This window comes from Pseudomonas sp. AC355 (genome assembly GCF_979258205.1).
Genome location: NZ_OZ409843.1, coordinates 2,958,320 through 2,971,676 on the forward strand (window position 1 = coordinate 2,958,320; position 13,357 = coordinate 2,971,676).

14 protein-coding genes are annotated in these 13,357 nt (G+C 60.6%); 3 read left to right on the forward strand and 11 right to left on the reverse strand.

The window, feature by feature from the left end; translation table 11 throughout:
- The first annotated feature begins 3 nt into the window (after window positions 1–3).
- Window positions 4–786: a TatD family hydrolase gene (locus ACZ0AI_RS14075; RefSeq protein ID WP_463562399.1), complete on the forward strand. Its 783-nt coding sequence runs from the start codon at window positions 4–6 to the stop codon at window positions 784–786.
- Here ACZ0AI_RS14075 and ampE read toward each other — a convergent pair.
- The 3 genes from ampE to ACZ0AI_RS14090 form a co-directional block, all read right to left on the reverse strand.
- Window positions 783–1,619 (reverse strand): regulatory signaling modulator protein AmpE, encoded by an 837-nt coding sequence (gene ampE / locus ACZ0AI_RS14080; protein WP_225838092.1) that lies wholly within the window; start codon window positions 1,617–1,619, stop codon window positions 783–785. The genes ACZ0AI_RS14075 and ampE overlap by 4 nt on opposite strands.
- Window positions 1,616–2,179 carry a 1,6-anhydro-N-acetylmuramyl-L-alanine amidase AmpD gene (ampD, locus tag ACZ0AI_RS14085; RefSeq protein ID WP_463562400.1) on the reverse strand — a complete coding sequence of 188 codons (564 nt, stop codon included), beginning with the start codon at window positions 2,177–2,179 and terminating at the stop codon, window positions 1,616–1,618. Before ampD ends, ampE begins: the two co-directional genes overlap by 4 nt.
- 147 nt (window positions 2,180–2,326) lie before the next feature.
- On the reverse strand, window positions 2,327–4,624 hold the full coding sequence (locus ACZ0AI_RS14090; protein WP_463562401.1) for a DUF1631 domain-containing protein: 2,298 nt from the start codon (window positions 4,622–4,624) through the stop codon (window positions 2,327–2,329).
- A gap of 292 nt (window positions 4,625–4,916) precedes the next feature.
- Here ACZ0AI_RS14090 and nadC point away from each other — a divergent pair, with 292 nt between their 5' ends.
- Entirely contained in the window at window positions 4,917–5,765 is an 849-nt protein-coding gene (nadC, locus tag ACZ0AI_RS14095) for a carboxylating nicotinate-nucleotide diphosphorylase (RefSeq protein WP_463562402.1), read from the forward strand.
- Between the two features lie 52 nt (window positions 5,766–5,817).
- On the opposite strand, the gene trpC is transcribed toward nadC, so the two are convergent.
- Genes trpC through ACZ0AI_RS14110 form a run of 3 tightly spaced genes read right to left on the reverse strand, consistent with a single transcriptional unit; the run spans window position 5,818 to window position 8,290 of the window.
- Entirely contained in the window at window positions 5,818–6,654 is an 837-nt protein-coding gene (gene trpC / locus ACZ0AI_RS14100) for an indole-3-glycerol phosphate synthase TrpC (protein ID WP_463562403.1), read from the reverse strand.
- On the reverse strand, window positions 6,651–7,697 hold the full coding sequence (gene trpD / locus ACZ0AI_RS14105) for an anthranilate phosphoribosyltransferase (protein WP_463562404.1): 1,047 nt from the start codon (window positions 7,695–7,697) through the stop codon (window positions 6,651–6,653). Before trpD ends, trpC begins: the two co-directional genes overlap by 4 nt.
- A complete protein-coding gene (locus ACZ0AI_RS14110; protein ID WP_463562405.1) occupies window positions 7,694–8,290 on the reverse strand; it encodes an aminodeoxychorismate/anthranilate synthase component II in 597 nt (198 codons plus the stop codon). The genes trpD and ACZ0AI_RS14110 overlap by 4 nt, the downstream gene beginning before the upstream one ends.
- A gap of 357 nt (window positions 8,291–8,647) precedes the next feature.
- Between ACZ0AI_RS14110 and ACZ0AI_RS14115 the strand changes: the two genes are divergently transcribed.
- The gene (locus ACZ0AI_RS14115) at window positions 8,648–9,916 is read left to right on the forward strand and encodes a GAF domain-containing sensor histidine kinase (RefSeq protein ID WP_463562406.1); all 1,269 of its coding nucleotides are present in this window, start codon (window positions 8,648–8,650) and stop codon (window positions 9,914–9,916) included.
- Between the two features lie 16 nt (window positions 9,917–9,932).
- Here ACZ0AI_RS14115 and ACZ0AI_RS14120 read toward each other — a convergent pair whose 3' ends face one another.
- The 5 genes from ACZ0AI_RS14120 to ACZ0AI_RS14140 all read right to left on the reverse strand — a co-directional run bounded on the left by ACZ0AI_RS14120 (window position 9,933) and on the right by ACZ0AI_RS14140 (window position 13,085).
- On the reverse strand, window positions 9,933–10,514 hold the full coding sequence (locus ACZ0AI_RS14120; RefSeq protein WP_463562407.1) for a lysis protein: 582 nt from the start codon (window positions 10,512–10,514) through the stop codon (window positions 9,933–9,935).
- Window positions 10,511–11,050: a glycoside hydrolase family 24 protein gene (locus tag ACZ0AI_RS14125; protein WP_463562408.1), complete on the reverse strand. Its 540-nt coding sequence runs from the start codon at window positions 11,048–11,050 to the stop codon at window positions 10,511–10,513. The genes ACZ0AI_RS14120 and ACZ0AI_RS14125 overlap by 4 nt, the downstream gene beginning before the upstream one ends.
- 51 nt (window positions 11,051–11,101) lie before the next feature.
- Window positions 11,102–12,238 (reverse strand): glycoside hydrolase family 5 protein, encoded by a 1,137-nt coding sequence (locus ACZ0AI_RS14130; protein ID WP_463562409.1) that lies wholly within the window; start codon window positions 12,236–12,238, stop codon window positions 11,102–11,104.
- A 177-nt stretch (window positions 12,239–12,415) separates the two neighbouring features.
- Window positions 12,416–12,733 (reverse strand): phage holin family protein, encoded by a 318-nt coding sequence (locus tag ACZ0AI_RS14135; RefSeq protein WP_463562410.1) that lies wholly within the window; start codon window positions 12,731–12,733, stop codon window positions 12,416–12,418.
- Window positions 12,726–13,085 carry a putative holin gene (locus ACZ0AI_RS14140; protein WP_463562411.1) on the reverse strand — a complete coding sequence of 120 codons (360 nt, stop codon included), beginning with the start codon at window positions 13,083–13,085 and terminating at the stop codon, window positions 12,726–12,728. Before ACZ0AI_RS14140 ends, ACZ0AI_RS14135 begins: the two co-directional genes overlap by 8 nt.
- Window positions 13,086–13,357: the final 272 nt, after the last annotated feature.

The window sequence follows — 13,357 nt, forward strand, 5'->3', positions numbered from 1 at the left end:
ACTATGCAACTGATCGACACCCACACCCATCTCGACTTTCCCGACTTCGATAACGACCGCATCGAGGTACTGGCGCAAGCCCGCACGCTCGGCGTAGAGCGGCTCGTGGTACTGGGTGTCGAGCACGGCAACTGGCAACGCCTGTGGGATCAGGTGCAGCAACATGAGGGGTTGTACGCGGCTTTCGGCCTACATCCGGTTTACCTGAATGAGCACCGTACGGAGGATCTTCAGCTATTGCAGGACTGGCTGGAGCGCCTGCACGGCCATGAAAAGCTCTGCGCCATCGGCGAGTTCGGCCTGGATTACTATCTGGAAGAACTGAACCGCGAGCGCCAGCAAATGCTTTTCGAGACGCAACTGGCGCTGGCCGAGAGTTTCGGGTTGCCGGCACTGCTGCATGTGCGCCGCGCCCATGCACCGGTGATCAAGGCACTGAAGCGTTTCAGGCTACCCCGCGCCGGCATCATCCATGCCTTTACCGGCAGCTACGAGGAGGCCAGGGAATACCTGAAGCTGGGGTTCAAGCTGGGCCTCGGCGGGGCACCGACCTGGCCCCAGGCCAAACGCCTGCGCCAAGTGATTGCAAGGCTACCGCTGGATGCCATCGTGCTTGAGACCGACTCACCGGACATGGCGCCGGCCATGCATCCTAATCTGCGCAACAGCCCCGTTCACCTGCCAGACATCTGCTGTGCACTGGCACCGCTGCTCGGGGTTGCCCCAGAAGTGCTGGCCACGGCCAGCAGCCGCAACGCCATGCAGCTGTTCGGCTGGCAGGACTAAAACAACAGCGTCCACAGGGCAATGGCGGCGAACCAGAGGATGGCAGTGCGCACCAGCAATTGCCACAGGCTGTCCAGCGTGGCCACGCCGGCTTCGCCTAGCAGCGGCTCCGGTGTCTCGGCTGCGGCGCGGGCGGCCCCGGAGGCCAGTTGGGCAGCAGAAATGTCCCAGCTGAGGGCTTCGTGGAGCAGAGCACGGCTCACAGCGATGAAATTGCCGACCAGCGCAAAGCTGGCAGCCAGCACACGCACCGGCAACCAGTCGAAGGCATGACGCAACTGACCAGCACGCTCACGCAGGGCATCGGACTGAGTGTGCTCGACGAGCAACGCCAGCAACCGATAAGCCAGCGCAGCCAGAGGCCCGAGCAGGACATACCAGAAGATCACCGCGAAAAAGCTCTGGTACGCCTGCCAGACCATGAAGGTCTGTACGTTGGGCAGCAGCGTCGCTTCACCCTCGCCGTCGACACCCAGATCACGCTGCGCCACCAGGTAGGCCGCCTCGCCATCACCGCGCCGCCAGCTGTCACGAAAAGGCCCGAGGGCGGCCAGCAGGTCGCCACGGCCAAGGCTGTAGGTCACCACCAGCAGGTGTAACGGCAAAAGCAGCCAGCCATAGGCCAGCGGCGCGAGCAGCTTCAGGATCAACGCCAGTATCAACAGCGGCACACCAACCAGCAGGATGATCGCCAGCCACGGCGAATCGCTGGTCGTGCCGCTACGCTCCAGGCGCCCGAGCGCACGCAGCCAGGGCTCGTCATGTTGAACACGCTGGCGCCAGGAGGAGAACTTTTCGATCCACAGCACCAGCAGCAACACCAGGAAACTCATGATGCCTCCTTATCAGTCATCAATGCGCGGCGCAGCCGCGTCCAGTCGAATGCAGGCCCCGGATCGGTCTTGCGCCCAGGCGCGATATCGCTATGCCCGCAGATACGTTCGACGCTAATCGCCGGATACGCGCTCTGCAGCACGCGGGTCAATTCGGTCAACGCAGCGTACTGCGCGTCCGTGAACGGCAGGTGATCGGTTCCTTCGAGCTCGATTCCCAGAGAGAAGTCGTTGCAGTTCTCCCTGCCATCAAAACAGGAAACACCGGCATGCCAGGCACGATCCAGGCACGATACGAACTGGATAACGGTACCGTCACGCTCGATCAGAAAGTGCGCTGACACCGTCATGCTGGCGATACCGGCAAAGTACGGATGCGCATCAGCTTGCAGACAGTTACTGAAGAACGCCTGCACCTGTCCGGTGCCGAACTGGCCAGGCGGCAGGCTGATGTTATGAATCACCAGCAAGGAAATCTCAGCCTGCGGGCGCTCATTGAAATTGGGCGAAGGACAGTGCTGAATCCCTTGATACCAGCCGTCTTCGAGTTGCTTGTGCATACGTGCTCCCCGAACGAGCGCACACTCTAGGGGCTGTTCAGGCTGCAGCGCAAGTTGCGGCGAGGTGAAAGCGTTTACAGGCGGCTGAAACGACTTGCGGCCTAATTAGGCCGCAAGGGGGAGGAACGGGTTGCGCAGAGAGCGGGCTCAGGCGTTCTTTAGACGGCGCAAATTGCCGATTACCGACTCCAACGCACGGTCGAACAGCAACGCATCGTCCAGCAGGCGCACGGCATTGCGATGAAACTCGATTGCCAGGCCAGCGCGGGACTTCTCCAATACCTTCATCCCCGTACGATTGACGAAGATGAATTTACCGGTTGGCTTGATGATCGCGGCCAATTTACAGCGCAACTTGTGTTCTTCGTCTTCCTGAAACTCTACCCAGCTACCGACGCGCAGTGCATCTACATGCTGCAGCGCCTCGTCATCGCTGGCGAGTACCGGCTCTTCTTCTTCGACACGCGTCTGCCCTGGCGCCAGCAAGACGATCTCTTCGAGCACCTCGACCATGGCCGAAACGCTCTCTTCATCTTCAGGAGGCAATTCAAGCAAAGGCAACTCAATGCCGACGGCAGAGAGCGCCGTACGCTGAACATCATCCGACTCGATTGGAGAACTGCGCTCGACATCAGGCATGGATCGCTTGAAGCGCTGGAATGCCTGCACGTGTAAAGCTTCGAGCTGTGCAAAGAATTCACTGGTGGAGAAAGGATCGAACGCCGCACTGGCCATACCTTCACGCAGTGCCTTGAGCAACCCGGGCACCAGTTCAAGCAGATGCAGACGCGCCTCGGGGTTCTCATGGAGCTCCACACTCCAGATCAACTCGTCCATGGTGGCCAGCGATGCCTGCCATTGTTCGGAATCGGTGCCGTGCTTGAGGCACGTCAGCATCATCACCTTGCTCCACGCCTCACGCAGCAGGCGCACGACCACTTCCGGCATTGTCTTGCCCAGCAGCCGCTCGTTCAGCGCCTGCTCAACTTCCCGGCGCGCCAACTCGGCACGGGCACTGCCCTCTTCTGCATCGCGGGTACGCTGTTCGAGCAGTTCGCTGCGCCGACGCTCATCGCCAGTGAAGGCCAGGAAATCCGCCAACAACTCGGAGAAGATCGCAGGATCGTCGGTAAAGTCGTTGAGCAACCGCTGCACCACCTGTTCGATCTTCTGATACAGGCTGTCGCGCTGGCTGTGGTCATGCTCGCCCCAACCCAACGCCGCAGTCGCGATTTCATTGAGCAAGCGGCGCGCTGGGTGGCTACCACGACTGAAAAAGGTCTTGTCGAGAACGGCGACCTTGAGCATGGGAATCTGTAGACGCGCGATCAGCGCTTTCAGCGAATCCGGCAGGCTGCGATCATCAAGAATGAATTCGAACAGCATCGACACCAAGTTGATGACATCTTCATCGACTTCGCCAACCACCCGCACCCGACCACTCTTGGCACTGGCGCGGGTCAGCAGATGTTCCAGTTGCCCGCGCAGATCGACATCCATTGAAGCCTGAATGGGCGCACGCTGTTGCATGTGCGACAGCAAACGCATCAGGTCGTTGGTGGAAATCGGCATCGCATTGGCCGGGGCCTGGCGCCGCGCGAATTCGCCATCACGGGACTGCGAAAGCAGCTCCTGCAATGCACTGAAGACCTCACGCACCTCGTCATCCCCATAGCCGGCGGAGGACAAGTCGACGCTTTCTGCCTGCTCATGGCGAGCCGGACGATTGGAGTTGGTACTACGGCGAGCCGGCGCGGACTTCAACTCGGGTAGCACTCCAGCCTCGACCAGAATGCTGTTGGCATCGCCATACAACTGCTCGAGACCACTCAGTACGTATTTCTCGAACAACTTGAGGATGATCAGTTTGACTTTGATCTCGACGCCCAAACCGCTGCACGAATCGAGGAACAGCTCGCTAAGCGAAACCGGCCCAAGCGGGTTGGATTTGTCATCGAGTTTCTTGCTGACCACGGCATTGAGGCGAGTGGTCAAGTGGGTGAGCGCCACTTGGTCGCGGCTCATCACCTTGGCAATCATGGAATCCAGTGCGACGGTTTCTTCAAGCTCATCGTTCTGCACAAGCGACAGACTGTCGAAGGAAACTGCATCGAGTGTCGGCGCTTTGCCAACCACATATTGATTCAGACTGGCGAAGGACTCGAAAACCTTCTGCAGAAAGCCACGCTCGATACCTTTGCGCTTGAGACGCAGGTCACGCATGGCTTCGAAAAACGCATTCTGCTCGGCGTTGCTCGTGGCGCGGTCAGCCATGTCGAACAGGGTATCGTCAGCATTGTCAAATAACGCTTGCAGAGCCTGTTTGAGCTGCGTGGCAGCCCGGTCACGAACCTGAACAAGAGACGCAGGTAGCCTAACAGCCGCCGTTTGAGCCGTGTCAGAAACCATTTTGTTCAGATGCACCACGTTGGCATCGGTTTTCATCACGATCTCCTGCGCACGGCGCTGGCGGAGCAAGCTGGAACAGGAATGCGAGCGTCATCTTAACGTCAACGATGTGACGTCAATACTTCCATGGCAGAACATTATAGGAATGCTGCTGGAGATACCAAAACAAATACTTGCGGATATGACGTGCGTCACAGGTGCCTGGGGCTGTCTTCACCAGACTCGCGTATGTGACCGGGCGTTACCTTCAGGGTTCATTTTTAGCCGATGAACGTAACAGCAACGATCTCTGCCCCTATAATCGCCGCCTCAGCCAATCGGAGGCCCCATGCCGAACCTACTGCTCACCGAACTTCGCGCCGAAATCGAGGCTAACGTCCGCCGCAGTTTGCGCGAGGACATCGGCAGTGGCGACATCACCGCTCAACTGATCCCCGAATCGCGCTTAGCCCATGCCACGGTGATTACCCGGGAAGATGCAGTGATCTGCGGCACCGCCTGGGTGGACGAAGTATTCCGCCAACTCGACCCGCGCGTAGCGGTGCACTGGCAGGTGCAGGATGGCCAGCGGGTAACGCCGAACCAGGCGCTGTTCCACCTCGAAGGGCCCGCACGGGCGCTGCTTAGTGGCGAACGCAGCGCGCTGAACTTCCTGCAGACCCTATCGGCAGTGGCGACCCGCTGCCAGCACTACGCCGAGCTGGTGCAGAGCACCGGAGTGAAGCTGCTCGATACCCGCAAGACCCTGCCCGGCCTGCGCCTGGCGCAGAAGTATGCAGTCACCCAGGGCGGCTGCCACAACCATCGCATCGGGCTGTTCGACGCCTTCCTTATAAAGGAGAACCACATCGCCGCGTGTGGAGGTATCGAAGCCGCAGTGGCTGCTGCACGCGACATCGCACCCGGCAAACCGGTCGAAGTGGAAGTGGAAAGCCTGGAAGAACTAGAACAGGCCCTGGCTGCTGGCGCCGATATCGTCATGCTCGATGAGCTGTCGCTCGAGGATATGCGCCGCGCCGTGAGCATTAATGCCGGCCGCGCCAAACTCGAAGCCTCTGGAGGCGTGAACGAAATCACCTTGCGCAGCATTGCCGAGACTGGCGTGGACTACGTATCCATCGGCACCTTGACCAAGGACGTCAAGGCGGTGGATCTGTCCATGCGCCTGTCGCTCTAAGGCGGCCACCAGATACTACAACGGCGCCCTCGAGCGCCGTTGTAGTATTCAGTCAGTCAACATCATGACTGACGACAAAGCGCTTACGTTCGGGAAAGAACAAACGCTCCAGTTCGGCACCGGGATTATCCGCACGCATGAACGCTTCACCGACCAGGAAGGCAAACACGTCGCTGATTTCCATCAGCTCCACGTCGGCACGGTTGAGGATGCCGCTTTCGGTCACTACCAGGCGGTCGCGGGGAATGCGCGGCAGCAGGTCGAGAGTGGTTTCCAGGTTGACCTCGAAGGTGTGCAGGTTGCGGTTGTTCACGCCGACCAGCGGCGTATCGAGCACGTTCAGCGCACGCTCGAGTTCGTCACCGTCATGCACCTCCACCAACACGTCGAGATCGAAGGCCTTGGCCGTCGCCGCCAGCTCGCCCATCTGCGCATCGGACAGCGCCGAGACAATCAGCAGCACGCAGTCGGCGCCTAGCGCCCGCGCTTCGACGATCTGATAAGGATCGATCATGAAATCCTTGCGGATCACCGGCAGGGAACAAGCGCTGCGCCCTTCCTGCAGGTAGCGGTCAGCGCCCTGAAAGAAGTCGATATCAGTGAGGATAGACAGACAGGTCGCACCGCCATCCTGATAGCTCAGGGCAATTTCTGCCGGCACGAAGTTCTCGCGCAGCACACCTTTGCTGGGCGATGCCTTCTTGATTTCGGCGATCACCGCCGGCTGCCTGCTTTTGGCCTTTTCGATCAATGCGGCGGCAAAGCCACGTGGTGCATCGGCCGCGCGGGCTTCGCGCTCGACCTCGGCCAAGCTGACGATCGCACGTCGGGCCGCGACTTCCTCGGCTTTGCGGGCGAGGATCTTCTCCAGAACGGTGGGAATGCTCACCCTTCATTCTCCTGTTTGAATACCGCGGTAAAGGACACCAATTCTTCCATTTTCTCTCGGGCCAGGCCGGTGTGCAGCGCGTCATGGGCCAGGCTCATTCCATCGCTCAGGTTGTCGGCATGGTCTGCAGCATAGAGTGCAGCACCAGCATTGAGCACGATGATGTCGGCAGCCTTCTGCCCGACCTCACTCTTACGCCGGCCCAGTGCATCGCGGATCAGTTCCAACGACTGCCCCGCGCCATCGACGGTCAGGCCGATCAGACTCTGGCTCTTGATACCAAAATCCTCGGGCTGGATGCGGTATTCGCTGACCACACCGTTCTTCAGTTCGGCAACGAAGGTCGGAGCGGCCAGGCTGATCTCATCGAGGCCATCCTGAGCATGCACCACCAGTACGTGCTCACTGCCAAGCCGCTGCAGCACTTCAGCCATCGGCCGGCACAGCGCCTGACTGAATACGCCAACCACCTGGTGCTTGGCGCCAGCCGGATTGGTCATCGGGCCAAGCATGTTGAACAGCGTGCGCAGACCGAGCTCACGCCGCGGGCCGATGGCGTGCTTCATCGCGCCATGGTGCGAGGGGGCAAACATGAAGCCAACGCCGACGGTCTCGACGCAGCGCGCCACTTGCACCGGCGTGAGACCCAGGTAGATGCCAGCGGCCTCGAGCAGGTCGGCACTTCCGCTTTTGCCCGAGACTGCGCGGTTGCCGTGCTTGGCCACCTTGCCGCCCGCCGCTGCGACGACGAAGGCTGCCGCGGTGGAGACGTTGAAGATGTTCATGCCATCGCCGCCGGTGCCGCAGGTGTCGACCAGCCGTTCGGCGGCGATCTCCACTGGCGCGGCCAGCTCACGCATCACGCTGGCGGCACCGACGATCTCATCGATGGTCTCGCTCTTCATGCGCATGCCCATGAGAAAAGCGCCGATCTGCGCGTCGGTGCACTGCCCGGTCATGATCTCGCGCATCACGTCGCGCATTTCTTCGGTGGACAGATCCAGCTGGGTGACGATGCGGTTGAGGGCTTCCTTGATGTTCATGCGCGCATGCCTCCGGTCTGCTTGAGGAAGTTGGCGAACAGTTCGTGGCCCTGCTCGGTAAGAATCGACTCGGGGTGAAACTGCACGCCTTCAACGTTCAGGGTCTTGTGGCGCAGGCCCATGATCTCGTCGACGGAGCCGTCTTCATTGGCCGTCCAGGCGGTGATTTCCAGGCAGTCCGGCAGGCTGTCGCGCTTGACCACCAAGGAGTGATAGCGGGTCACGGTGAGTGGATTGTTGAGGCCGGCGAACACGCCTTTGTCCTCATGGAAGAGCGGGCTGGTCTTGCCGTGCATCACTTGACGGGCGCGCACCACATCACCGCCATAGGCCTGGCCGATGCTCTGGTGGCCCAGGCAGACGCCGAGAATCGGCAGCTTGCCAGCGAAATGCAAAATGGCCTCGATGGACACTCCAGCTTCGGTGGGCGTACACGGGCCCGGAGAAACGACGATGCGCTCGGGCTGCAGGGCCTCGATCTGGGCAATGGTCAGTTCGTCGTTACGGATAACGTGGACATCGGCACCCAGCTCGCCCAGGTACTGCACCACGTTGTAGGTAAAGGAATCGTAGTTGTCGATCATCAGCAGCATTTTAGATTTAACCCTTTGATTTACTGCTCTTCAGCCAATCGCCTTGTTATCAACACCCTCATTGGCACCCGCATTATTTCATGCTGGGAACACTGACTGTCTGGGGCTGGAGCAAGGCAGAGAGAATCTTCCGGCATGGCCGGAGAAAAAGAGATCAGGCGCGCCAACGCCAACGGGCGTGGGCTTTGATGATTTGCATCAGAAGGGTGCTGCTGGCATTCACGGGGAAGGTCTCGCGTTTATCTGCCCGCACAGTAGCCCAGCGCGTTACAGCGTGCAATATCACACTGCTCGTCATGCAACGGAGCTAGGGCCACTGTAAAGTTCGGTGAGCGGTAAAAGCGACTGCTGTACTCTGTGCTCTTTGCAATCGGAACGGCCAAAATGTCGACGATAAATTTTGGCCCCGACCTTCGCGCCGTTGCGAAGATCGAGGCAATTCCGATGATCCTGCGCATGGTCAAGCATGTGACCGGCCTGCGCTTCGCGGCCGTTGCCCGGGTCACCGACAAACAGTGGGTCACCTGCGCGGTCGATGACTCGATCGAATTCGGGCTCCAGCCCGGCGACGAGCTCGCACTGGAAACCACCATCTGCGACGAGATCCGCCAACACCGTACGCCGGTGCTGTTCGGTCACGCCAGTGAACATCCCGTGTTCTCCCTGCACCACACGCCCAAATTCTATGGGCTGGAGAGCTACGTCTCGATCCCGATCATCCGCGCCAATGGAGAGTTTTTCGGCACGCTCTGCGCTATCGACCCGGCGCCAGCCAACCTTGATATAGATGTGATTACCGAAACGCTCACGCTTTTCGCACAGCTGATCGCGGCTAATCTGGATATGCAGGCCTCCGTGGAGCGAAGCCAGCGAGAGCTGGAGGTCGAGAAAGAGACCGGGCATCTGCGTGAACAGTTGATCGCAGTGCTCGGCCACGACCTGCGTACGCCATTGAGCGCGGTCAGGATGGGTGCCGACATTCTCGAATCCAAGCTGTTGGATCGCCCAGAACGTCGACTCGCCACGGCGATTCAAAGCAGTGCCAAACGTATGGGCTCGCTGATCGAGAACATCCTCGACTTCGCTCGCGGGCGGCTTGGCAGCGGTATTCCGGTCGAGCCCAAAATGGTTGCCAACCTGCAGGATGACTTCGAGCGCGTCATCAACGAAATTGCTGAGGCCTATCCTGCCGCGGTCATCGAGCACTCGGTGAACGTGCCACGGGCGAACCTGTGCGACCCGGTGCGCCTCTGCCAGCTGCTTTCCAACCTGCTGGCCAACGCCGTCACCCACGGTCGCCACGGCACCACGATGAAGGTGAATGTCGGCGTGGAAGATGGCCATCTGGTGCTCTGTGTGTGGAATGAGGGCGTGCCGATCGATCCCGAATTGATGCCCAAACTCTTTCAGCCCTACACCCGCTCGGAACTGGGACAGCGCGAGGGCCTGGGTTTGGGTCTGTATATCGCCGCAGAGATCGTCAGGGGACACAACGGCACGATTTGCGTCGTCTCGAATGAAGCGGACGGCACCTCCTTCACCGCCCGGCTGCCCACTCTGGTCGCCGGCGATCAGCAGACGCTGCTGACCGGGGCCGAGCCGCCCTCGGCGGATCTCCACCCATAGCGAGTGGCCGGCAGCGCTAGTGATCCAGGCTTATCTCTCGCGCATAGGCCTGACACATTGCTAGGGCGATGATCGCCCGGTCTCCTCGCTCGACGATGCCGACAATTCGTTGAGCAGATCCTGCGTCAATGTCGGCTCGGTGGGTTCCATCCACCAAACGTCCGGCAGCGGCGGTGGAAGACATTGCGCTACCACCGGCATCTGTGGCGTCAGAACTGGCGAGGAGGACTGACAACCGTAGCTCAGCAGTAGCGAGACGATCACGCAGGCGCGCAGCAGTTTTTTCGGCATCGGTAAGTCTCCTGTGTTGGTTCTGGGATGTGGCCTGCAGCTGCTGTTCCAGCGTCAGGCGTTTTTCGTGCGCGCGTCGGGCCTCGCTGGCTGCGGCTCTCTGGGCCATGGCCAGCGTGTCGGCATACCCTTTTTCGAGTGCGGCGATCTGCTGTTCGAACTCGCGGCCCTGCTCGGCCATCCGTTCACCCAGTCTCCAGCCTTGGGCAAGCCAGCCAAGGCCGGCGGCGCCAACCAGTAGCGCCACAGCCAGGCCAGCGCTCGCGAGTACGCGATAGTTGAGCGGGATCAGCGATAGCCAGCTCATGCGGCCACCTGTCCGCCGCATGCGCTGTACCTGGCCAGCAGGTCGTGCTGGTCGCAGGCTTCAGCAGCGCGCTCTTGTTCGTAGTTGCACAACAGAGCACTCAGCTTATGTTCACGCTGACCGTAGCCCGCGCCAGGCAGGCTGGCCCAGATTGGCGCGGCAGCGGTGATGGCGCGCTCGATGCGCCCGCCGCGGATATGTGCAAGCGCGCCGCACTCATCGAGCAGTTTCACCGCAGCCAGGTCTTGAGCCTCTGGCGTGAAACGGCCATGGAAGTGGTAAAGGCTGACGATCGAGTCCCAGGTGCGGGCCAGAAACTGGTAGCGCCCGGCCGCCGTGGACTTGATGCGATAGCGCGGCAGGTCGATCAGCTTTCGCGGGTGCGCGCGGTAATCACCGAACAGCGTACCGCCCACGAGCACGTTGTAGCCGTCATCACTGTGGGGGATGGTCGAGGTGCCTTCGCTCCAGGCGAGCATGTCGAGAAATGCGAGCACGTTGGTGCCGCCCGCCTGGGCAGCAGTAATACGAGCCATGAGAATTCTCCTATCAGGAATGGCCCGCCGAAGCGGGCCATGTCGATGGGTTTAACGAGGCCCGTAGGCGGTGGTGGTGTTGCCGATGCGCGCCATCAGCGAGCGCGTGTTCGGCTTCAAGGTGCCGTCGTTGCGATCCATGCCATTGGGCGCGTCGTCGGCATCACCCGGGCCTGCCAGCCATTGGAAGCGCAAGATGTGGTTGGCATCGAAGTACTTGTGCAGCTCGGTGAAGTAGCTACGCATGCCAGGCACATGATCCGGCCCACCGAACTCCCCGGCGATACCCCGCTTGCCGTTGGCCTTGAGCCAATCGACGTACGGACGCCAGTCCGCAACACGATCGCGATAGCTGATCGACTCGCTGGCAGTCGTCCACTTACCGCCGCCGGCACCTTCCTTGTCCGGGTACTGGTGCGCCTCGTAAAGCAGGCGACCAGCAGGGTCAGTGAGGTTCTTGAGCACATCCGAGCGAGCCGGCCAGTGCAGTGCCGAACTGAAGGCATTGCCCGCCACGGTGATGAAATGCCGCGAGTCCTCGGCACGAACCGCGTTGATGAGGCGCTGTGCATTGGCACTCCACAAGGCTTCGACGTTCACCCCGCCATCGGCTTGAGTGCCCGCATTGTGCGGCTCGTTCATCAGCCCGTAGCCGAGCATGCCGGGCTCGTCCTTGAACGTCTGCGCAATGGCCGCCCAGATGCGTGCCAGCAGTGGGTAATCAACCGGGCAGTCAGACGCGCCGATCGATGTCCACAGCGCATAGCCGCCGCCCCAGGACTGTACCGTTCGCCCGGCTACCGGGCCGGAGGCACGGACATACCAGCGAGCGTAGTTGTGCATGTCGAGCAGGCAATACCCGCCCCAGCTATGCACATGGCGGATGGCCTTGCGAATTTCCTCGATGTAGCCCTGGCGCAAGGTGAAATTCCCCCCAGCGCCGAGAATCGCGATTCGTTCACCAGCGAATGGCAGGCGAACGGCGAATGGCTTGCCATTCAAACCGCCCGCATAGGACTTGATGTAGTCGGGTTGATGGCCTCGCGGTGCGATGGTGCGGTAGTGCGTGTCGAGGGAAGCCGTGGTGATGGGATCCACGTAGGGGTTGTTACCCAACCCTGCAGCGTTGAAACCGATAAGCGGAAACTCACCGGCTGCGGCCATTTGATCAAAGGTTTTAATGCTCATGGTATTTCCTCCAGACGAAAAAAAGCCCGCATGCTGCGGGCTTGATGAAGTGGAACGGTTGAATGAAAGGGCCAGCCAGCGGCCCCAAGGGGTGATGCCACGCAATCGCAGACAGGCTGCGCCGCATGCTCGTTACAGGCCGACGTCAGCGCAGCAACGCGCCAGCCTGGTAAATCTTTACGTCCGATCCTCGGCGGGCGCGTCCGAACAGCCGGGGTGGCTCTCACGGATGACGCCTGCCAGGTTGCCGCCCGAGCGAAACACCGCCACGGCGAACACCGCCAGTAACAGCACCAGCGACCATGCCTGGGCCGGCAACCACAGGTCGCCCAGGGCGATCTGCAACATCGCCGATCCCGAGCTGCCCATCAGCAACATCGCCATGCAACTCATACCGCGTCTGAAACGTGCCCCCTGCCGGCGGTAGGTGAACAAGCGCACGAATACAGCGCCACACAGGCAGAACGTCGCATGCGTGAGTACGAGACTAATCATCGTTGCCTCCTCGCGCCTCGGCTCCAGGCGGAGCCCCTCGACGCTTGATTGCCGCCAGCATGATCGTTACCACCAGTCCCGCACCGGCAAAACCTGCCGGTCCGGAATAGGCGAAAGGACGCATCCCGTAGAATTCGAAATCGACGATCGCCGGGGTGAACAGATACCCCATCACGAAGGACGTCATGAAGAACGTCAGGCGATTCCATAACGGCAGCTCTTGTGTCGTGGTGAAGTAAACCAGTGCTCCAAACAAGGCCCCGACCGCAGCCTCTCCGTTGATGCTATTCAAGATCGCGGGCAGATTGACTCCCAAGGTGCCAGCCATTAACACGCTACCGGGCTCGCTCACTTTCAAAATCCTCCCCGTGGCCAGCGGCCACGACGATGTCCCCCTATGCTGCGGAGGTTGTTATTAGAGGCCGCAGCAACGAGCGGCGGCTTGCCTGGTAGCGAGCCCCTGCGCCTCGTTGAGCGGCGGACATAAAAAAGCCCCGCACGTCTGCAGGGCCCTTGGTCATCGCTTGCCAGGCGACGACAGAAACAAAAAGCCCGGCGCTGACAGGCCGGGCTTTACGAGGCTGCCTACTGGCCCACCTCGTTGACGTTGATCAATTTATATCC

Coding starts and splice junctions, on each gene's coding strand:
- ACZ0AI_RS14090 (WP_463562401.1), bottom strand. CDS start 4,624: ATGAAAACCGATGCCAACGTGGTGCATCTGAACAAAATGGTTTCTGAC.
- ACZ0AI_RS14130 (WP_463562409.1), bottom strand. CDS start 12,238: ATGAGCATTAAAACCTTTGATCAAATGGCCGCAGCCGGTGAGTTTCCG.
- ACZ0AI_RS14110 (WP_463562405.1), bottom strand. CDS start 8,290: ATGCTGCTGATGATCGACAACTACGATTCCTTTACCTACAACGTGGTG.
- ACZ0AI_RS14125 (WP_463562408.1), bottom strand. CDS start 11,050: ATGGCTCGTATTACTGCTGCCCAGGCGGGCGGCACCAACGTGCTCGCA.
- ACZ0AI_RS14075 (WP_463562399.1), top strand. CDS start 4: ATGCAACTGATCGACACCCACACCCATCTCGACTTTCCCGACTTCGAT.
- ACZ0AI_RS14120 (WP_463562407.1), bottom strand. CDS start 10,514: ATGAGCTGGCTATCGCTGATCCCGCTCAACTATCGCGTACTCGCGAGC.
- ampD (WP_463562400.1), bottom strand. CDS start 2,179: ATGCACAAGCAACTCGAAGACGGCTGGTATCAAGGGATTCAGCACTGT.
- nadC (WP_463562402.1), top strand. CDS start 4,917: ATGCCGAACCTACTGCTCACCGAACTTCGCGCCGAAATCGAGGCTAAC.
- trpD (WP_463562404.1), bottom strand. CDS start 7,697: ATGAACATCAAGGAAGCCCTCAACCGCATCGTCACCCAGCTGGATCTG.
- ampE (WP_225838092.1), bottom strand. CDS start 1,619: ATGAGTTTCCTGGTGTTGCTGCTGGTGCTGTGGATCGAAAAGTTCTCC.
- ACZ0AI_RS14135 (WP_463562410.1), bottom strand. CDS start 12,733: ATGATTAGTCTCGTACTCACGCATGCGACGTTCTGCCTGTGTGGCGCT.